Genomic DNA, 18836 nt, shown 5'->3' with positions numbered 1-18836 from the left:
TGTTTCCGGGGAGCCCGCCCGCGGAGGGATCAAGCCTGACCGCCCGGAGCGGGTGGGCTCCCCGGAAACACCGGAGAACCGGGAGGTCAGGCCGCGGGCCAGTCCTGGGAGGCCACACGCGGCGAGGCCGCCCCGGGCGGGGCGGCCTCCAACCAGCTGAGGAATCCGGTGACGGTGGAACGCGCCATGGCGATCTCGACCGGAGCGTGGTGACTGGTACACCGGAGGATCACCCAGTCGGCGGGCATCGAGAGACGCTCCTGCCCCTCCGGCAGGCGCCGTCGCTCCACCACCAGCTCCTTGCGGGAGAGCACCCGCTTGGGTCGCAGGGCGAAGCTGAACATCCGGTACCACCGGAGCTCGTCGCCGGCGAAGCGCCCGAAGCCGGGCGACCAGCCCCGGCCGTCGAGCACCGTGGTGACCCGGACGCCGAGCCGGATGATGCCTCCGCTACGGGTGACCAGGGCCCGCCGGATGAAGAGGATCAGGATCGCGGCGACGACCACCGCAAAGCCGATTCCGATCCCTTCCACGATCTCCATCGGCGGATCGGCTCAGCGCGCGGGGGTGGCCGGGGAGGCGCTCTCGGCGAGGACGGTGACGCCCTCACCGGTCACCGACAGGAAGCCGCCGGCGATGTCGTACGCGACCTGCTGGCCGCCGACCTGCTTGATGCGGACCTGGCTGGGCTCCGCCAGCTGGCCGAGCAGGGGCGCGTGCCCGGGCAGCACACCCAGCTCACCCTCGGTAGTCCGGGCGACGACCATCTCGGCCTCGCCCGACCAGACCTTCTCCTCGACGGCTACGAGCTCGACGTGAAGCTGCTGTGCCACGCTGTCTCCTTGCTGCGGCGGCGGAATGTCGAAAGTCTAGTCCCGCCGCCGGGAGCGCCCCAACGCGGGTGGCGAGACCTGCGCCACCCGGTGTCGGGACACGCGGAGCCGGGCCGGCGGGAGGCCGGCCCGGCGGTGGCGCGAAGGTCACTTGTTCCGGTTGCGGAACTCGGGGTGTTCGAGCAGGAACGCGTCGAGCTGCTCGTTCTTCAGCGCGGTGAAGAAGTCGTCCGCGGCCGGCAGCAGCCGCTCGCCCCGGTACGCGCTGCCGGTGCCGATCCCCTCCCCCGGCAGCTTGATCAGCTCGACGTTCTCCGGGCGCACACCCTTGAGGGCGACGGCGAAGTCGACCACGCTGTTGCCCCGGCCGTTGAAGGTCAGCGACTGGCCCGCGGCCCGGATGACCCGGTCCAGCTTGATCGGGTTGGTCACCACGTCGGCGCTGAACGCCTGCTTGACCATCGCCTTGATGAACTGCTGCTGGTGGCGCTGGCGGCCGTAGTCGCCGTCCGGGACGCCGTTCTTGGGGTAGCGCTGCCGCACGTAGTCCAGCGCCTGCCAGCCGCTCAGGTGCTGGTTGCCCTTCGTGTACTCCGCCTGCGGCCCGATGTAACCGGGGCCGTTCGGGTTGCCCTTGCGGTGCGTGCCGTCGGGCTCGCGGTGCTCGGACCGCACGTCCCGCTCGATGTACATGTCGACGCCGCCCATCGCGTCGACGATCTTCTGGAAGCCGGTGAAGTTGATGATCGCGCCGGCGTCGAACCGCTCGATGCCGGTCACGTTCTGCACGGTCTTGGCGAGCAGCTCGAAGCCCTGCGGGGCGCTCGGGTTCTGCCCCTGCACGACGCTGCCGTGCGACATGGCCCCGTTGAGCTTCCCGGCGCCGCCGGAGTAGCCGGCCTTGTCGAACTCCGGGATGTCGACGTACAGGTCGCGGGGCAGGGAGAACAGGTACGCCCGGTCCATCGTCTCCGGCACGTGCAGCACCATGATCGAGTCGGCCAGCGGCCGGTCCTCCGGCTTGCGCGGGTCGGTGCCGACCAGCAGGATGTTGAGCGGGCCCTTGACGTCGCTCTTGCGCTCCTGCGCCCCGGCCGCCTGGTCGCCGAAGAGGTCGGCCTTGCCGACGGCGCCCTCGTACCGGGCCAGCAACGCCTCGTAGCCGACCAGCACCACGCCGCTGAGCAGCATGAGCACGGCGCCGAAAATGGTGCACGTCCTGGCCCACCGCGGCACGCCCGACCACATGGACGGCTTGCCGCCGCCCTTGCCGGCCTTACCCACGAGCTTCTCCATTCGTCGTCACGCCCACAACTCAAGGGACGGGCGGACGCAGCCGAAAAGTTGCACCGGATCGACGCCGATTGGCGGGCGTCGCGCTCGAAACGGTACCCCGCCGTCGTGGGAATCGCTCTCCCGACAATCGGACATCCGGTCCGATCAGGCCCGCAATGGCCGAAGGCCACCCCGGCGAGCCGGGGTGGCCTTCGTCAGTTGTGGCGGAGTTCTCAGCCCTCCGACATCAGTTCCTTCGCCTTGCGCTCCAGGTCCTCGAGACCGCCGCACATGAAGAAGGCCTGCTCGGGGAAGTGGTCGTACTCGCCCTCGCTGATCTTCTTGAACGCCTCGATGGTCTCGCTGATCGGGACCGTCGAGCCCGGCACGCCGGTGAACTGCTCGGCGGCGTAGGTGTTCTGCGACAGGAAGCGCTCGATCCGCCGGGCCCGGGCCACGGTGATCTTGTCTTCCTCGGAGAGCTCCTCGATACCGAGGATGGCGATGATGTCCTGCAGGTCCTTGTAGCGCTGCAGGATCCGCTTCACCTCGGTGGCGACCTGGAAGTGCTCGGCGCCGACGAACTCCGGGGCCAGGATCCGGGACGAGGACGCCAGCGGGTCCACGGCCGGGTAGATGCCCTTGTCGGAGATCGACCGCTCCAGGTTGGTGGTCGCGTCCAGGTGGGCGAACGTGGTGGCCGGGGCGGGGTCGGTGTAGTCGTCCGCCGGCACGTAGATCGCCTGCATCGAGGTGATGGCCTGGCCCCGGACGGAGGTGATCCGCTCCTGGAGCTCGCCCATCTCGTCGGCCAGGGTCGGCTGGTAACCCACGGCGCTCGGCATGCGGCCGAGCAGCGTGGAGACCTCGGAACCGGCCTGGGTGAAGCGGAAGATGTTGTCGATGAAGAGCAGCACCTCCTGCTTCTTCACGTCGCGGAAGTACTCCGCCATGGTCAGCGCGGACAGCGCCACCCGCAGCCGGGTGCCCGGCGGCTCGTCCATCTGACCGAAGACCAGCGCCGTCTTGTCGATGACGCCGGACTCGGTCATCTCGGCGATGAGGTCGTTGCCCTCACGGGTCCGCTCACCCACGCCGGCGAAGACCGACGTACCACCGAAGTTGTTCGCGACTCGGGTGATCATCTCCTGGATGAGCACCGTCTTGCCCACGCCGGCACCGCCGAACAGGCCGATCTTGCCGCCCTTGACGTACGGGGCGAGCAGGTCGATGACCTTGATGCCGGTCTCCAGCATCTCGGTCTTCGGCTCCAGGTCCGCGAAGGCCGGGGCCTTGCGGTGGATCTGCCAGTGGTCGTCCGGGCTGAGCGTCTCGCCCTCGGTGAGGTTGAGGACCTCGCCGATCGCGTTGAACACGTGGCCCTTGACCGCGTCGCCCACCGGAACCTTGATCCCCGAGCCGGTGTCGCGCACCTCCGAACCACGGACCAGGCCGTCGGTCGGCTGCATCGAGATCGCGCGGACCATGTTGTCACCCAGGTGCTGGGCGACCTCCAGGGTCAGCGTCTTCCCGCCGCCGGCGAGCTTCACCTCCACCCGCAGGGCGTTGAACAGGGCCGGCATGGCGTCGCGCGGGAACTCGGCGTCGACGACCGGGCCGATGACCCGGACCACGCGACCCGTGGCCGTCTTGGTCTCCACTGGTGCAGTCATCACACTTCACTTCCCGACGCGGCCAGCGCGTTCGCGCCGCCGACGATCTCGCTGATCTCCTGGGTGATCCCGGCCTGGCGGGCCGAGTTCATCTCACGCGTGTACTTCTCGACCATCTCTTCGGCGTTGTCGGTGGCGCTCTTCATCGCCCGCCGCCGCGCCGCCGACTCACTCGCCGCCGACTCGATCAACGCCGCGTAGATCCGCGTGTTGATGTACTTCGGCAGCAGCGCGTCGAGCAGCGCCTCGGCCTCCGGCTCGAACTCGTACGCCGGCAGCAGACCCTCGGACCGCGGACGGTCCTCGACCTGCATCGGGCCGATGACTTTCGCGACCGGGTTCTGGGTCATCAGGGAGTGGAACTCGGTGTAGACGATGTGCAACTCGTCGATGCCGAGCACCCCGTCCGCCCCGGCGCCGCCGTCGACGTCGTCCGCACCGGCCGAGAACGCCTTGATCAGCGTCTCGCCCACGGTGCGGGCGTCGGCGAACGTCGGCTGCTCGGAGAACCCGGTCCAGTTCGCCTCGATCGGCCGGTTGCGGAACCGGTAGAACGTGACGCCCTTGCGCCCGATGACGTAGAGCACCGGCTCCTTGCCGTCGGCCTTGAGCCGGGCGATCAGCGACTCCGCCGTCCTGATCGCGTTGGAGCTGTAACCGCCGGCCAGGCCGCGGTCGCTGGTGACCAGCACGACGCCCGCCCGCCGCACCCGCTCACGCGGGGTGAGCAGCGGGTGGTCGATCCGCGCGTTGGACGCCAGCGCCGTGAGCACGCCCGTGATGGCCCGGGCGTACGGCAGGGACGCCTCCACCCGGGCCTGGGACTTGGCGATCCGGCTCGTCGCCACGAGCTCCATCGCCTTGGTGATCTTCTTCATCCCCTTCGCCGAGCGGATCCGCTGGCGAAGAACGCGAACCTGGGCAGCCATGGATCAGCTCTCGGCCGGGCGGTCGGTCGAGCCGTCCCGGAAGCGGGTCACCGTCTCGCGGTTCTCCTCGCCCTGGAGCGGCGCGGCCGGGGCCTCATTGATCCGACGCTCGTCCTCCTTGCCCAGGAAGACCTGCTTGAACTCGGTGATGGCCGACTCCAGCGAGCCGACGATGTCATCGCCCCACTTGTTGTCGGCGATGGCCGCCAGCACACCCTCGTGCTTGTGCCGGAGGTACTGGAGGAACTCGGACTCGAAGCGACGCACCTCGCCGACCGGGATGTCGTCCAGCTTGCCCTCGGTGCCGGCCCAGACCGAGACGACCTGCTCCTGCACCGGGTACGGCGAGTAGTTCGGCTGCTTGAGCAGCTCGACCAGGCGGGAACCGCGCTCCAGCTGGGCGCGGGAGGCCCGGTCCAGGTCGGAGGCGAAGGCGGCGAACGCCTCCAGCTCGCGGAACTGGGCCAGGTTGAGCCGCAGCGAACCGGCGACCTTCTTCATCGGCTTGACCTGCGCCGCGCCACCGACCCGGGAGACCGAGGTGCCGACGTTGATGGCCGGCCGGACGCCCTGGTTGAACAGGTCGGTCTCGAGGAAGATCTGGCCGTCGGTGATCGAGATGACGTTGGTCGGGATGAAGGCCGAGATGTCGTTGGCCTTCGTCTCGATGATCGGCAGGCCGGTCATCGAGCCGCCACCCAGCTCGTCGGAGAGCTTCGCGCAGCGCTCCAGCAGGCGCGAGTGCAGGTAGAAGACGTCACCCGGGTACGCCTCGCGGCCCGGCGGGCGACGCAGCAGCAGGGACACGGCGCGGTACGCCTCGGCCTGTTTGCTCAGGTCGTCGAAGACGATCAGGACGTGCTTGCCGCCGTACATCCAGTGCTGCCCGATGGACGAGCCGGTGTAGGGGGCGAGGTACTTGAAGCCGGCCGGGTCGGAGGCCGGGGAGGCGACGATGGTGGTGTACTCCATCGCTCCCGCCTCCTCCAGGATGCCCTTGATCGAGGCGATCGTGGAGGCCTTCTGGCCGATGGCGACGTAGATGCAGCGGACCTGCTTCTTCGGGTCGCCGGAGCGCCAGTTGTCCCGCTGGTTGAGGATGGTGTCCAGGGCGACCGTGGTCTTGCCGGTCTTCCGGTCACCGATGATCAGCTGCCGCTGGCCCCGACCGACCGGGGTCATGGCGTCGATCGCCTTGATACCGGTCTGCAGCGGCTCGTCGACGGACTGCCGGGACATCACGTTCGGGGCCTGGAGCTCCAGCTCGCGGTAGCCCTCGTTGGCGATGTCGCCGAGCCCGTCGATCGGCTGGCCGAGCGCGTTGACCACGCGGCCGAGGAAGGCGTCGCCGACCGGGACGGAGAGCACCCGTTCGGTGCGCTTGACGCGCTGCCCCTCCTCCAGCTTGGCGGAGTCACCGAGAACGACGACACCGATCTCCCGGACGTCGAGGTTCAGCGCCACGCCGAGCGTGCCGTCCTCGAACTCCAGGAGCTCGTTGGTCATGGTCGAGGGCAGGCCCTCGACGTGGGCGATGCCGTCACCGGTGTCGGCGACGGTGCCGACCTCCTCGCGGGAGACGTCGGCCGTGTAGGAGGAGACGTAGCGCTCCAGGGCGCCGCGGATCTCCTCCGTCGAGATGGTCAGCTCGGCCATCCTCTGCTTCCTTAAGTATCAGGGTCCCGGGATACCTAGTACCGACCGGTCCGAATGGCGTCGATCAGGGCTGCGGAGACGCTGGTCAGCGCTTCGCGAGCGCGTTGCGGGTCTCGTTGAGGCGGCGCAGGACGGTGCCGTCGTACAGGTCGGAGCCGACCTGCACGCTCACCCCACCGAGCACCTCCGGGTCGACCGTCTGCTTGACGGAAACCTCTCGACCGTACATCGCGGAGAGGCGGGCACCCAGGCGTCGCTCCTCCTCGTCAGTCAACGGGGCTGCCACCGTGACGTACGCCACCTGGCGGTCCCGCCGTTCGGCGGCCAGCTCGACCAGCCGGGTGAGCGATCCGGTGAAGGAACGCCCCCCGAAGCCGGCCAGCGCCACCTCGATGAGGCGGACGGTGGCCAGCTTGGCCTTGCCGGCCAGCAGCTCGCCGACCAGGACACCCCGCTGGTCCACCGGGGCCACCGGGTTCGACAGCACCGCGCTGAGCCCGGGCTGGCCGGCGACGACCTGCCCGAAACGGAACAGCTCGTCCTCGACCTCGCCCAGGTCACCCGCGGCATCGACGCTGGCCAGCACGGCCTCCACGCCGAGTCGCTCGGCGCCGTCGAGCAGTTCCGACGGCGCCGACCAACGGCCGGAGACCAGCGCGGCGAGCAGGTCGAGCGCGCCCTCGCTGATCTTGCCCCGCAGCATCTCGCCGAGCAGACCGGCGCGGTCCGCAGCGGACCGGGCGGAGTCCGAGAGCGCCCGCCGCAGCCGAGTCTCCCGCCGGAGCAGGCCGGCGACGGCGAGCAGGTCGTTCGCGGTGTGAGCCACCGCGACCGGGTCGGCACTGCGCGCGTACGCGTCGAGGTGCTCCGCCGCGACCTTGTACGACTCCCGGCTGGCGGCCTGCATCAGCGGGCCCCCGCGCTCTCGAGACCGCTCAGGAACCGGTCGACGGTGCCCTTGCGACGAGCCTCGTCGGCGAGCGACTCACCGACGATCTTGCTGGCCAGGTCGACCGCGATCGTGCCGACCTCCGTGCGCAGCTCGCGCACGATGGTGGCCCGCTCGGCGGCGAGCTGCTCCTTGCCCGCCGCGATGATCCGGTCGGACTCCTCCCGCGCCTTGGCGAGGATGTCCTGGCGGATGCCCTCGGCGTCGGCCCGGGCGTCGTCCCGGATCTTGGCGGCGTCGGTGCGCGCCTCGGCGAGCTGCGCGCGGTACTGCTCGAGGAGCTGGTTGGCCTCGGCCTGGGCGGCCTCGGCGCGCTTGATGCCACCCTCGATCGCGTCGACCCGCGCCTGGAACGTCTGCTCCATGCGGGGGAAGACGAACTTCATCAGCACGAAGCAGAGCACGGCAAAGGCGACCGTCCCGACCACGAGCTCCTGCCACAGCGGGACGATCGGGTTGTGGGCCGTTTCACCACCTTCGGCGGCGAGCAGGTGGTACATGGTTACCTCCCGGTCAACAGGGGTGGATCAGGCGCCAGCCCAGATGAAGCCGAAGGCGATACCCAGCAGCGCGAGCGCCTCGATGACGGCGAAGCCGATCCAGACGTACGGCAGGGTCATCCGCGACGACTCCGGCTGGCGGGCGGTCGACTGGATGTAGGCGGCGAAGACCAGGCCGACACCGATGCCCGGGCCGATGGCCGCGAGACCGTAGCCGATGGCGGCGGTGCTGCCCTCTACCGCGGCGTAGACGTCCATTAGTGGGTTCCTCCTGGTTATCACGCGTGACGGTCACGCGGGACGACAACTGTTGGTGCGAAGTGGATCAGTGCTCTTCGGCGAGCGCGCCCTGCACGTAGCTGGCGGTCAGCACCGTGAACACGTAGGCCTGCAGGACGATCACCAGGAACTCGAGGAAGGTGAGCGCGATGGTCATCACCCAGGACAGCACCGAGACCGGGGCCAGCCAGGTGTTGGCGCTGAGCATCGCGAAGCCGCCGAGCGTGAAGACCAGCAGGAGCATGTGGCCGGCGAACATGTTCGCGAAGAGACGGACGGCCAGCGAGAACGGCCGGACGAGGAAGGTCGAGAAGAACTCGATCGGGATCAGCAGCGGCAGGATGTACCAGGGCGCCGGCGGGATCAGGGAGTTCTTGATGAACTTCCCGGCGCCGTGGTGCTTGATGCCGGCGTAGATGAAGAGCACGTAGCTGATCACCGCGAGGATCGCCGGGAAGGCGATGTGCGAGTTCGGCGAGATCTGGAAGCCCGGCAGGATCGCGAAGAAGTTGGTCAGCAGGATGAAGCAGAACAGCGTGGTGAAGTACGGCGCGAACCGCACCCCCGCGTGCCCGATCATGTCGACCGCGATGTTGTTCCGCACGAAGCCGTAGATCGACTCGGCGAACCACTGCTTCTTCGTCGGGACCAGCTGCGGCTTCCGGTAGCTGGCCAGGAAGAAGATGATCAGGACGCCGACCGCGATCCAGACCATCGCCGTGATCTTGGTGAACCAGTACGAGTCGTGCGCACCCCAGGGCAGGATGCTGGGCAGGTAGAAGTCCTCCACACTGGGTGGGAATGCCGCCTGGCCCGCTGCCAGGACGTTCGCCTGTCCGAACACCGCGTCCCTTCCTAAGTAGGCGTGCCGAGTCGGCGGACGACCAGGACGATTCCCCCGGCCATGCCGAGCACGACGCCGATCCCGGTGGCGATGCCCCCGGTGTCGAGCCACTGGTCGACCAGCCAGCCGATGAAACCCCAGAAGACCATGCCCGTGATGAGGTATCCGAGCGCGGTCCAACCCTGGCCGGCACCGGACGGAACGTCGCCTGAGCCGCCGCTGGATCGGGGGGTTTGGTCATCAGCCATGACGGGGCGAACGATATCAGCCGGGAAGACGAGGCTGTGCCTCACCCCCCGCACAACCGTCGTTGTGTGGGCCTTTGGCGGGCGCGTCGTCTGGAGGCACGCTACTCCCCTTCGGCCGGCCAGAAAATGACCGAAGGTGGACAGACGCGCGCGTCGCCCGCCAGGTGGGACGGCGCTACAGATCCACCACGCTCGGTGTGCGCCCCACCGGTCAGCCGGCGACCCCACGTCGGTGCACCCTGGTCAGCCACCAGATGTGCACCCCGGTCCAGACCGCCACGCCCGCCGCGATGCCGAGGCAGAGGGGGAGCAGCCCGTCCCAGCCCGTCGACGCCACGGCCACCATCACGACACCCAGCAGGGTGAACTTGGCGGCGTACAGGCCGAGCCCGAACGGGAGCACCAGCTGCGGGTTGACCGCGTCGGCCCAGGCCAGCACCACGGTGGTCAGCGTGTAGCTGGCCGCCGTCACCGCCACCCCGGCCGCCGCGCCCAGCGCCGCGTCGCCACCGCCGGCCACCCCGCCCACCAGGGCGGCCACCGCACCCAGCAGCACCGAGGCGATCAGCAGCACCGGCAGGTGGCGCAGCCGCCAGCGCCGGTCCGCGGCCGCCTCCGCCGCGCGCACCCCGGGCTCAGCCACGGGGGTACGCCGGGAAGGCGGCGGCCAGCTCGACGACCTCGCCGGCGATCCCGGCGAGCGTGTCCGCTCCCCCGGGCGCCGCCGGGTCGGTGCGTACCGCGCGGGCGATCAGCGAGGCGACCTGGCGCATCTCCGGGACGCCCATGCCCTGGGTGGTGACGCTCGGCGTGCCGACCCGGATGCCGGAGGCCACCATCGGCTTCTGCGGGTCGTACGGGATCGCGTTCTTGTTCAGGGTGATGGTCGCGGCGTCGCAGCGGGCCTCGGCCTCCGCGCCGGTCACCCCGGTCTCGCGCAGGTCGATCAGGGCCAGGTGGGTGTCGGTGCCGCCGGAGACCGGGCGCATCCCCTCAGCGGCCAGCCCGGCCGCGAGCGCTTGGGCGTTCTGCACCACCTGCCCGGCGTACGCCCGGAACTCGGGCTGCGCGGCCTCGCGCAGCGCGACCGCCTTGGCCGCGACGGCGTGCATCAGCGGGCCGCCCTGGGTGAACGGGAAGACCGCCTTGTCGATCCGGGCGGCCAGTGACTCCCGGCAGAGGATCATGCCGCCGCGCGGGCCGCGCAGCACCTTGTGGGTGGTGAAGCAGACGACGTCGGCGTACGGCACCGGCGACGGGATGGCCCGGCCGGCGACCAGCCCGATGAAGTGCGCGGCGTCCACCATCAGGTACGCGCCGACCTCGTCGGCGATCTCCCGGAACCGGGCGAAGTCGATCAGCCGGGGATAGGCGGTCGCGCCACAGATGATCATTTTGGGCCGGTGCGCCAGGGCGAGGTCGCGGACCTCGTCGTAGTCGATCAGCTCGGTGTCCGGCCGGACGGTGTAGCCGACCGGATGGAACCACTTGCCGGAGAAGTTCACCCGGCTGCCGTGGGTGAGGTGCCCGCCGTGCGGCAGGTCCATCGCCAGCACCGTGTCGCCGGGTTGCACCAGGGCGGCGTACGCCGCGAGGTTGGCGCTGGCCCCGGAGTGCGGCTGGAGGTTGGCGTGCTCGGCGTCGAAGAGCTCCTTCGCCCGGGCGATGCCGATCTCCTCGGCCCGGTCGACCTCGCCGCAGCCGCCGTAGTAGCGCCGGCCCGGGTAGCCCTCGGCGTACTTGTTGGTCAGCGTCGAGCCGAGCGCCGCGAGCACCGCCGGGGAGGTGAGGTTCTCGCTGGCGATCAGTTGCAGGCCGCCGCGCAGCCGTTCCAGTTCGCCCAGCACCACCCCGGCGATCTCCGGGTCGACGGTACTGAGCTGCTGGAAGTCCGGCCCCCAGAAGGTGTTGCTCGCGTTCTCCACAGCGAAGGAGTCTATGGGGCCGCACACTGGAACCCGTGAGATGCCTGGTCACCGGAGCCACGGGTTACATCGGCGGGCGGCTCGCGCCCCGGCTGCTCGCCGAGGGGTACGAGGTGCGCTGCCTGGCCCGCAAGGCCGGTCGGCTGCGCGACGTGCCCTGGGCGGCGCGGGCCGAGGTGGTCGAGGGCGACCTGCGCCGGCCGGAGACGCTGCCCGCCGCGTTCGACGGCGTCGACGTCGCGTACTACCTGGTGCACTCGCTCGGGCAGGCCGGCTTCGAGGCGGCCGACCGGGAGGCGGCGACCCACTTCGCCGCGGCGGCCGCCCGGTCCGGCGTACGCCGGATCGTCTACCTCGCCGGCCCGGAGCCGAAGCAGGACGGCGCGGTCCCCTCGCCGCACCTGCGCTCCCGGGCGGAGGTGGCGCGGATCCTGCTCGCCAGCGGCGTGCCGACGGTGGTGCTGCGGGCCGCCGTGATCATCGGGTCCGGCTCGGCCTCGTTCGAGATGCTGCGCTATCTCACCGAGCGGCTGCCGGGGATGGTCACCCCGCGCTGGGTGCGCAACCGGATCCAGCCGATCGCGGTCCGCGACGTGCTGCGCTACCTGGTCGCCGGCGCGACGCTGCCGCCCGAGGTGGACCGGGCCTTCGACATCGCCGGCCCGGACGTGCTCACCTTCGAGCAGATGATGCAGCGGTACGCCCGGGTGGCCGGGCTGCGTCGCCGAGTGATCCTGCGGGTGCGGCCGCTGACGCCATCGCTCTCCTCGTACTGGGTCGGGCTGGTCACCCCGGTGCCCAACAAGATCGCCCGGCCGCTGGTGGAGAGCCTGGTCCACGAGGCGGTGGCGCACGAGCACGACATCGCCCGGTTCATCCCCGACCCGCCGGGCGGGCTGACCGGCTTCGACGAGGCCGTGGCACTGGCGCTGGCCAAGGTGCGCGACGCCGAGGTGGAGACCCGCTGGTCCACCGCGAGCGGCCCGGACGCGCCGGCCGAGCCGCTGCCCAGCGACCCGAAGTGGTCCGGCGGCACGGTCTACACCGACGTCCGGACATGCGACGTGGCCGCCCCGACCAGCGCGCTGTGGCGGGTGATCGAGGGGGTCGGCGGCGAGCACGGCTGGTACTCGTTCCCGCTGGCCTGGTCGCTGCGGGGCTGGCTGGACCGGCTGATCGGCGGGGCCGGGCTGCGGCGGGGCCGGCGGGACCCGCACCGGCTGCAGGTCGGCGAGGCGCTGGACTTCTGGCGGGTCGAGGAGATCGTGCCGGGCGAGCTGCTGCGGCTGCGCGCCGAGATGCGGCTGCCCGGCCGGGCCTGGCTGGAGATGCGCGTCGAGCCCACCACCGACGGCCGCAGCCGGTACGTGCAGCGCGCCGTCTTCCTCCCCCGCGGCCTGGCCGGGCACGCCTACTGGGGCTCGGTCGCCCCCTTCCACGCCATCGTCTTCGGCGGGATGGCCCGCAACATCGCCCGGGGCGCCGAGCACGCCACCGGCTGACCCGGTCCGGCGCGGGTCAGTTGCCGTCGCGGGGGCCGGTCTGGCGGTAGGTGACCGCCCCGCTGGGCGGGACGAAGTCGCGGACGGGCTGGTCCTTGAGCGCGGTGAGGAGCACCCGGCCCACCGCGTCCACCATCCGGGCCTGCACCGCCTTGCCGACCGCGTCCCGCGGGTCGTCCGGGTTCGCCGCCATCGAGGCGATCGCGAGCTGCGGGGTGAACGCGACCACCGACTCGCTCTCGTACCCCTCCGAGCTGCCGGTCTTGCCGGCCACCGGGCGGCCCAGCAGTGGCCGGAGCCGCTCCGCGGTGCCGCCGTCACAGCGGTGGTACATGGTCTGGTCGCCGACCGGGCAGCGGGCCGCGTCCACCGCCGCCCGGGCCACGTCGGTGTCGACCACCTGCCGGCAGTCCGGGCGGCCGGCGGCCACCTCGTGCCCGGCGCTGTCGGTGATCGACACCACCGGCAGCGGCGCGCACCAGGTCCCCTCGGCGGCGACCGTGGCGTACGCGTTGGCCAGGTCGAGCGGGGTGGTCGAGGAGACCCCGAGGGTGAACGAGCCCCAGTTCCGCGCGCCGGAGCGGGCCAGCCGGGCGTCGTCCTCGGCCCGGAACACGATGCCCAGCCGCTCGGCCATCTCCACCACCCGGTCCGCGCCGACCCGCTCGATCAGCCAGGCGAAGTAGGTGTTCACCGAGCGGCCGAAGGCGGTCCACATGGTGTGCCGCCCGTCCATCCAGTCCGGCGTGGCGTTGACCGGGCACCAGTTGCCACCGCAGCTGGCCCGCCCCGCGTCGATCGGGAACCGGGTGACGATCCGGGTCGGGGCGTCGAAGCCGGTGTCCAGCGGCAGCCCGGACTCCAGGGCGGCCAGCATGGTGAAGAGCTTGAAGGTCGAGCCGCCCTGGTAGCCCTCGATGCCGCCGCCACCGGCGACGAGCTGGTTGACGGTGTTCGGGTGGTTCTTTTGGCCGCCGGGGTTGTCGGCCACGCTGTAGTTCCGGTTCACCGCCATCGCCAGCACCCGGCCGGTGCCGGGCTGGACGACCGCGGTCGGCACGGCCCGCCGGTCGGTGACGGGGTAGATGTCCAGCGCCTGCCGCAGGGTGGCCCGCTGCACGGCCGGGTCCAGCGACGAGACGATCCGGAAGCCACCCCGGCGCAGGGTGTCCTGCCGCTCGGCGGCGGACGCGCCGAAGGCCGGCTGGGCGTTCCACCACTGGGTGAACCAGTCGCAGAAGAAGCCCCAGTCGCCCTGCTCCCGCGGCACCGCGGTGCAGTCGTTCGGGGTCTGGCTGGGGCGCAGTGACAACGGGGCGGCCTTCGCCTGCGCCGCCTCCGCCGCCGACACCTGCCCCGCGTCGACGAGCCGGTCCAGCACGTACGCCTTGCGGCGCAGCGCCGCGTCGGCGTCGCCGTTGATCGGGTCGTCGGTGTCCGGCGAGCGGACCAGACCGGCGAGCAGGGCCGCCTGGGGCAGCGTGAGGTTCGCCGGCGAGGTGGAGAAGTAGCGCTTGCTGGCGGCCGCGATGCCGTACGCCCCGGCGCCGAAGTAGGCGATGTTGAGGTAGCGCCGGAGGATCTCGTCCTTGTCCAGCTCGCGCTCCAACGACAGGGCGTACCGCATCTCCCGCAGCTTGCGGGCGGCGGTGATCTCGGTGGCCGCGGTGCGCTGCTCCCGGGTCAGCCGGGGATCGCTGGCCAGCACGTTGCGCACGTACTGCATGGTCAGCGTGGAGGCGCCCTGCCGGGTCGCGCCGTCGCGCCGGTTGACCGTGAAGGCCCGGACCACGCCGCGCAGGTCGACGCCCCGGTGCTGGTAGAAGCGGGTGTCCTCGGCGGCCACGATGGCCTGGCGCATCACCGGCGCCACCTTGGCCAGCGGCACCTCGACGCGGTCCTCGGTGTAGAACGAGGTGATCAGGGTGCGGCCGTCGTTGGCGTACAGGTTCGACCGTTGCGCGGTGGGTGGGGTGGGCAGGCTCGACGGCAGCTCGGAGTAGGGCGCGGAGAGCGCGCCGAAGCCCAGCCCGAGCACCAGGGCGACCGGGAGGGCCGCCGCCGCCAGCACCAGCCCGGCGAGCACGCCGGCGATCACCACGGTGAACAACTTGTCGAGATGGGCCCGGATCATCAGCACTCCCCGCAGGAGCCGTCAGGACCCGTCCAGAATGACCTGCTATGCCCTTTCCGCCCTCATGTTTCGCGAAACCCGGAGGAAACTCGCGAGCGGGACGCGGCGCGGAGCACCGGACACGCCGCCCGGTTCACCCGGGCGGGGGGGGGTCAGGGCAGCAGCGCCGCGGTGAGCGGATGCACGGTCTCCTCGATCTCGTCGGCCACCCGGCCGAAGCACTGGTCGCCCCGACCCCAGGGGTCGTCCAGATCGTCGGAGTGCAGCGCCGACGCGCCCTGCCGGGCCGCGTCGGCGGCCGCCACCAGGGCCACGCCCCGGGCGTACACCGCCTCGCCGGTGGCCTCCGCCGCCGGCAGGGTGGCGGCGTCCACCAGCCCGAGCAACCGGCCGAACTCGCCGAGCACGAAGGTGCGGGCCACGGCGTCGGGACGCAGCGCCACCACGTACTCCTGCTGGTCGGCGGTCGCGGTGAGGACCAGGTCGGCGGCGTCGATCAGATCCGAGCGCAGCTTGCGGGCGGCGAAGCCGTCCACCTCACCGCCGCGCGAGAGCACCTGCCGGGCCGCCGGCGGGTTCATCTCCTCGCCGGCATGCCAGCCGCCGGTGCCGGCGCTGTGGCTGTGCAGCAGCTCGTCGGAGCGGGTCGGGTCGACGCCGAGCCGGCCCAGCCGCTCCCGGACCGCGAGCACCAGCAGCCGCTCCGCCATCGGCGAGCGGCAGATGTTGCCCATGCACACGTGCAGGACGGTGAACGGCGGCACTCACGCCCCCCGCTCGTCGAGGATGTCCGGCGCCACGTCGCGGAGCTTGTCCAGCCCGATCGCGCCCAGCCGGAGCACCCGCGGCAGCTCGCCGGTCAGGTCGACGATCGTGCTCGGCACCGGGTCCGGGCAGGGCCCGGCCTCCAGGTAGGCGCGCACCGAGTAGCCGAGCTGGTCGCGGGCCTCCTCGGCGGTCAGCGCGGCCGCCTGGCCCGCCTTGTTCGCCGACGCCACCGCCATCGGGCCGGTCTCCCGCAGCACCTCCAGGGCCACCGGGTGCAGCGGCATCCGGACCGCCACCGTGCCGGTGGCGTCGCCCAGGTCCCAGGCCAGGCTCGGCGAGTGCTCCACCACGATGGTCAGCGCACCGGGCCAGAACGCCTCAACCAGGTCGCGCGCGGCGCGCGGCAGCGAGAAGACCAGGCCGTCCAGCGTGTGCCGGGAGCCGATCAGCACCGGCGGCGCCTGCCTGCCGCCGCCCTTGGCGTCCGCCAGGGCCTTGACCGCGTACGGGGTGAAGGCGTCCGCGCCGATCCCGTAGACCGTGTCGGTCGGCAGGACGACCAGCTCGCCGTTCTTGACCGCCTCGATGGCAGCGGCGATGCCGCGGTCCCGGTCGGCGGGCGACCGACAGTCGTAGAGCATCACGAGGAGCCAGTCTGCCACGCCGGGGCCACACCGGCGTGCGGGCCGTCCGCCCGCCGGTACGCGGTGGCGAACCGGGACCGTCCCGCCAGGTCCCGGTGCTCCGCCACGTCGACGTACCGGCCGTCGGCGGCGAGCAGCGCCGGCACCGCCGCCCCGTGCGTGTCGTCGTGCTCCACGCCCAGCGCGCCGCCGGGCCGCAGCAGGTCCCCGGCGCGGGCCAGCACCGGCCGGATCACGCTCAACCCGTCCGTCCCGCCGAAGACCGCCTCGTCCGGGTCGTGCCCGGCCACCTCCGGCGGTACGGCCACCGCCCGCGGCACGTACGGCGGGTTGCAGAGCAGCACGTCGACCTCGCCGACCAGCGCGGCCAGCAGCTCCGGGTCGGTGACGTCGGCGGCGACCACCTCGATCGGCCGGTCCCCGGCGGCGGCCCGCTCGGCGGCGTTGCGCCGCAGCCACTCCAGCGTGGCGGGCGACCGCTCCACGGCCACCACCCGGGCTGCCGGCACCTCCTGGGCGACCGCCAGCGCGATCGCCCCCGAGCCGCTGCACAGGTCCACCACCAGCGGCGCCGGCCGGGACCGGGCCACCTCGATCCCCCAGCCGGCCAGCAGCTCGGTCTCCGGCCGGGGCACGAAGACCCCCGGCCCGACCGCCAGCTCCAGGTGCCGGAACCCGGCCCTGCCGGTCAGGTGCTGCAACGGCTCCCGGTCGGCCCGGCGGGCTACCAGCGCCTCGAACCGCTTCTTCTGAGCGGCGGTGAAGCCGTCCGCCAGCGCCAGCCGGCCGCGGGGCACGTCCAGCACGTACGCGGCGAGCAGTTCCGCCTCGGCGCGGGCCGACTCCACCCCGGCGGCGGTCAGGGCACGGGTGGCGCGGGTCACGGCGAGCGAGGGTCGCTCGCGTTCTGTCCCTTCGGAGGGGTGGCGCGGAAGGAAGGTCACGACATAATCATGAAGCGTCGCGGGTCACGTCACGAGCGGGTGCGGCCGGACGCACACCGACAGGAGGTTCGCAGGTGGGGTGGCTCGACCGGGTCGATGACCAGGTTGACGCTCTCCGGCGTGCCCGGGCCCTGCAGGAGGCGAGCCGGTCCGCCGAGGCGTGCGGCCTGCTCGAAGCGGTGCTGCGCAGCACCACCGACCCGAACACCCGCGCCGACGCGCTGGTGCAGCGTCTCTGCGCGCTGATCAATCTCGGTCGGACGGCGGAGTTCACCGGGGCCATCGAGGAGGCGTCCACCGCCGTCCGCGACCTGCCCGAGCCGTACCTGCACGGGCACCTCAACGCACTGGCCGCGCTCGCCGCGCACCACCAGGGCGCCCTGGACCGGTGCGTCACCCACCTGGTGCGCGCCGCCCGGGCGCTGGGCGCGGCCGAAGAGCGGGACCGGGACACCGCCTGGGGCTGGCACGACCTGGCGATGGCCTACTCGTACCTCAGCTTCCACGGCTACGCCCTCGGCGCGATCGAGCGGGCCCGGCAGCACGGGCTGGCCGCCGGGCTCCCCGAGGAGGTCTTCGCCGCGCCGGGGATCCGGCTGCGCAACGCGGTCGCCCTAGACCACAACGGCGACAGTGACGGCTGCCTGCGGGTGCTCCGGGACATCGCCATCGACCTGAACCGGTTCGTCCGCGACGGCCGGAGCGAGCGGATCCGTCCCAGCAGCCTGGCCGCGTACGGCTACGCGGCGGCCCGCCGGGCCGCCCTCGGCGACCCGCTGGAGACCGGCACCAAGACCGACCCGGTCCGGCTGCTCGCCCACGGCGGCGACAGCGCCCGCGCCCGCGACATGCGGCAGCTCGGGCAGATCTGCCTGGCCGTCGCCGACGGCCGGCCGATCGAGGCGATCACCCGGCTGGACACCGCGCTGGTCTCCAACGAGACGCTCGGCGCGGCCGAGCCGTCCCGGCTGCGCAGCATCGCGTACGCCCGGGCCGGCGACCATGTGGCGGCGCACCGGGCCGACCGGATGGCGTTCCGGCTGGCCGCCCAGCGCAACGACCGGCTGCGCGACGTGTACATCGACGGCATCGCCGCCCGGATCGACCACGAGGAGATGCGCCGCGAGGCCGCCCGGTACGAGGGCGAGGCGCTGACCGACCCGCTCACCGGCCTGCCGAACCGGCGCCGGCTGGAGCGCTACATCGCCTCGGTGACCGCCCGCGGCGAGCGGGTGGTGATCGGCGTCTGTGACCTGGACGGGTTCAAGGCGGTCAACACCACCCACGGCCACCACTCCGGGGACCTGGTCCTGCAACGCATCGCCGGGGTGATCAACCGGGTGATGCGCCGGGGCGACTTCGTGGCCCGCTACGGCGGGGACGAGTTCGTGGTGGTGCTCTCCGGGGCCGGGATGACCGAGGCGGCCGAGGTGGCCCGGCGGATCCACGCGGCGGTGCGCACCGAGGACTGGGAGTCCCTGGTGCCCGGCACCCCGGTGGGGGTGAGCATCGGCTTCGCCGAGGTCGACGGTGCCCACGGCGCCCTGCGTGACGCCCTCGGCACCGCCTTCGAGATCGCCGACCGCGAGATGCTCCGCGCCAAAACCCGCCCCCGCGCCTCCTGACCCACCCCGCCCTCCCCGCCCTCTCCGCCCCGCCCGCCCCGCCCGCGCCGCCCGCTTGAGGCCTCTTTCAGAGAAAGCGTGGCTATTCGGCGCGGAATAGCCACGCTT

Annotated in this window: 19 protein-coding genes; 2 read left to right on the top strand and 17 right to left on the bottom strand. The window is 71.9% G+C overall.

The window, feature by feature from the left end; translation table 11 throughout:
- Positions 1-86 precede the first annotated feature (86 nt).
- The 13 genes from KBX37_RS13225 to glyA all read right to left on the bottom strand — a co-directional run bounded on the left by KBX37_RS13225 (position 87) and on the right by glyA (position 11111).
- Positions 87-542, bottom strand: coding sequence for a DUF2550 domain-containing protein (locus KBX37_RS13225; protein WP_210776194.1), 456 nt, complete (start codon positions 540-542; stop codon positions 87-89).
- 12 nt (positions 543-554) lie between these two features.
- Entirely contained in the window at positions 555-833 is a 279-nt protein-coding gene (locus tag KBX37_RS13220; RefSeq protein WP_154942281.1) for a F0F1 ATP synthase subunit epsilon, read from the bottom strand.
- A gap of 147 nt (positions 834-980) precedes the next feature.
- Positions 981-2129: an LCP family protein gene (locus KBX37_RS13215; RefSeq protein ID WP_210776193.1), complete on the bottom strand. Its 1149-nt coding sequence runs from the start codon at positions 2127-2129 to the stop codon at positions 981-983.
- A 212-nt stretch (positions 2130-2341) separates the two neighbouring features.
- Positions 2342-3781: a F0F1 ATP synthase subunit beta gene (atpD, locus tag KBX37_RS13210; protein WP_210776192.1), complete on the bottom strand. Its 1440-nt coding sequence runs from the start codon at positions 3779-3781 to the stop codon at positions 2342-2344.
- Positions 3781-4710, bottom strand: a complete 930-nt coding sequence (locus KBX37_RS13205; RefSeq protein WP_210776191.1) for a F0F1 ATP synthase subunit gamma — start codon at positions 4708-4710, stop codon at positions 3781-3783. Before KBX37_RS13205 ends, atpD begins: the two co-directional genes overlap by 1 nt.
- 3 nt (positions 4711-4713) lie before the next feature.
- Complete coding sequence (gene atpA, locus KBX37_RS13200) at positions 4714-6366, bottom strand: F0F1 ATP synthase subunit alpha (RefSeq protein WP_210776190.1); 1653 nt, start codon at positions 6364-6366, stop codon at positions 4714-4716.
- Positions 6367-6451: 85 nt separating this feature from the next.
- Positions 6452-7273 carry a F0F1 ATP synthase subunit delta gene (locus KBX37_RS13195; protein WP_210776189.1) on the bottom strand — a complete coding sequence of 274 codons (822 nt, stop codon included), beginning with the start codon at positions 7271-7273 and terminating at the stop codon, positions 6452-6454.
- Entirely contained in the window at positions 7273-7815 is a 543-nt protein-coding gene (locus KBX37_RS13190) for a F0F1 ATP synthase subunit B (RefSeq protein ID WP_088960569.1), read from the bottom strand. The genes KBX37_RS13195 and KBX37_RS13190 overlap by 1 nt, the downstream gene beginning before the upstream one ends.
- A 27-nt stretch (positions 7816-7842) precedes the next feature.
- On the bottom strand, positions 7843-8073 hold the full coding sequence (locus KBX37_RS13185; protein ID WP_210776188.1) for an ATP synthase F0 subunit C: 231 nt from the start codon (positions 8071-8073) through the stop codon (positions 7843-7845).
- Between the two features lie 67 nt (positions 8074-8140).
- Positions 8141-8938, bottom strand: coding sequence for a F0F1 ATP synthase subunit A (gene atpB / locus KBX37_RS13180; RefSeq protein WP_210776187.1), 798 nt, complete (start codon positions 8936-8938; stop codon positions 8141-8143).
- A gap of 11 nt (positions 8939-8949) precedes the next feature.
- Positions 8950-9186 carry an AtpZ/AtpI family protein gene (locus KBX37_RS13175; protein ID WP_179801599.1) on the bottom strand — a complete coding sequence of 79 codons (237 nt, stop codon included), beginning with the start codon at positions 9184-9186 and terminating at the stop codon, positions 8950-8952.
- Positions 9187-9397: 211 nt separating this feature from the next.
- On the bottom strand, positions 9398-9829 hold the full coding sequence (locus tag KBX37_RS13170) for a hypothetical protein (RefSeq protein ID WP_210776186.1): 432 nt from the start codon (positions 9827-9829) through the stop codon (positions 9398-9400).
- A complete protein-coding gene (glyA, locus tag KBX37_RS13165; RefSeq protein WP_210776185.1) occupies positions 9822-11111 on the bottom strand; it encodes a serine hydroxymethyltransferase in 1290 nt (429 codons plus the stop codon). The genes KBX37_RS13170 and glyA overlap by 8 nt, the downstream gene beginning before the upstream one ends.
- Positions 11112-11146: 35 nt before the next feature.
- On the opposite strand from glyA, the gene KBX37_RS13160 reads away from it, so the two are divergent.
- Entirely contained in the window at positions 11147-12613 is a 1467-nt protein-coding gene (locus tag KBX37_RS13160) for an SDR family oxidoreductase (protein ID WP_210776184.1), read from the top strand.
- A 16-nt stretch (positions 12614-12629) separates the two neighbouring features.
- On the opposite strand, the gene KBX37_RS13155 is transcribed toward KBX37_RS13160, so the two are convergent.
- The 4 genes from KBX37_RS13155 to prmC form a co-directional block, all read right to left on the bottom strand.
- Positions 12630-14747, bottom strand: a complete 2118-nt coding sequence (locus KBX37_RS13155; RefSeq protein ID WP_210776183.1) for a transglycosylase domain-containing protein — start codon at positions 14745-14747, stop codon at positions 12630-12632.
- A gap of 152 nt (positions 14748-14899) precedes the next feature.
- On the bottom strand, positions 14900-15511 hold the full coding sequence (locus KBX37_RS13150; protein WP_210776182.1) for a phosphotyrosine protein phosphatase: 612 nt from the start codon (positions 15509-15511) through the stop codon (positions 14900-14902).
- Positions 15512-16156: an L-threonylcarbamoyladenylate synthase gene (locus tag KBX37_RS13145; protein ID WP_210776223.1), complete on the bottom strand. Its 645-nt coding sequence runs from the start codon at positions 16154-16156 to the stop codon at positions 15512-15514. It abuts the gene before it with no gap.
- Positions 16156-17043 (bottom strand): peptide chain release factor N(5)-glutamine methyltransferase, encoded by an 888-nt coding sequence (gene prmC, locus KBX37_RS13140; RefSeq protein ID WP_307849055.1) that lies wholly within the window; start codon positions 17041-17043, stop codon positions 16156-16158. Before prmC ends, KBX37_RS13145 begins: the two co-directional genes overlap by 1 nt.
- A 134-nt stretch (positions 17044-17177) precedes the next feature.
- Between prmC and KBX37_RS13135 the strand changes: the two genes are divergently transcribed.
- The gene (locus KBX37_RS13135) at positions 17178-18728 is read left to right on the top strand and encodes a diguanylate cyclase (RefSeq protein ID WP_210776180.1); all 1551 of its coding nucleotides are present in this window, start codon (positions 17178-17180) and stop codon (positions 18726-18728) included.
- The last annotated feature ends 108 nt before the right edge of the window (positions 18729-18836 follow it).

Origin of the sequence: Micromonospora sp. U56 (genome assembly GCF_018070095.1) — a bacterium.
GTDB classification, from domain to species: Bacteria; Actinomycetota; Actinomycetes; order Mycobacteriales; family Micromonosporaceae; genus Micromonospora; species Micromonospora purpureochromogenes.
This window is presented reverse-complemented; position numbering and strand designations above follow the sequence as displayed.

Excerpts from the sequence above, each read along its gene's own strand:
- KBX37_RS13225 (WP_210776194.1), bottom strand. The coding sequence starts at position 542 with ATGGAGATCGTGGAAGGGATCGGAATCGGCTTTGCGGTGGTCGTCGCC.
- KBX37_RS13215 (WP_210776193.1), bottom strand. The coding sequence starts at position 2,129 with ATGGAGAAGCTCGTGGGTAAGGCCGGCAAGGGCGGCGGCAAGCCGTCC.
- atpD (WP_210776192.1), bottom strand. The coding sequence starts at position 3,781 with ATGACTGCACCAGTGGAGACCAAGACGGCCACGGGTCGCGTGGTCCGG.
- KBX37_RS13205 (WP_210776191.1), bottom strand. The coding sequence starts at position 4,710 with ATGGCTGCCCAGGTTCGCGTTCTTCGCCAGCGGATCCGCTCGGCGAAG.
- atpA (WP_210776190.1), bottom strand. The coding sequence starts at position 6,366 with ATGGCCGAGCTGACCATCTCGACGGAGGAGATCCGCGGCGCCCTGGAG.
- KBX37_RS13195 (WP_210776189.1), bottom strand. The coding sequence starts at position 7,273 with ATGCAGGCCGCCAGCCGGGAGTCGTACAAGGTCGCGGCGGAGCACCTC.
- KBX37_RS13190 (WP_088960569.1), bottom strand. The coding sequence starts at position 7,815 with ATGTACCACCTGCTCGCCGCCGAAGGTGGTGAAACGGCCCACAACCCG.
- KBX37_RS13185 (WP_210776188.1), bottom strand. The coding sequence starts at position 8,073 with ATGGACGTCTACGCCGCGGTAGAGGGCAGCACCGCCGCCATCGGCTAC.
- KBX37_RS13175 (WP_179801599.1), bottom strand. The coding sequence starts at position 9,186 with ATGGCTGATGACCAAACCCCCCGATCCAGCGGCGGCTCAGGCGACGTT.
- KBX37_RS13155 (WP_210776183.1), bottom strand. The coding sequence starts at position 14,747 with ATGATCCGGGCCCATCTCGACAAGTTGTTCACCGTGGTGATCGCCGGC.
- KBX37_RS13145 (WP_210776223.1), bottom strand. The coding sequence starts at position 16,156 with ATGCTCTACGACTGTCGGTCGCCCGCCGACCGGGACCGCGGCATCGCC.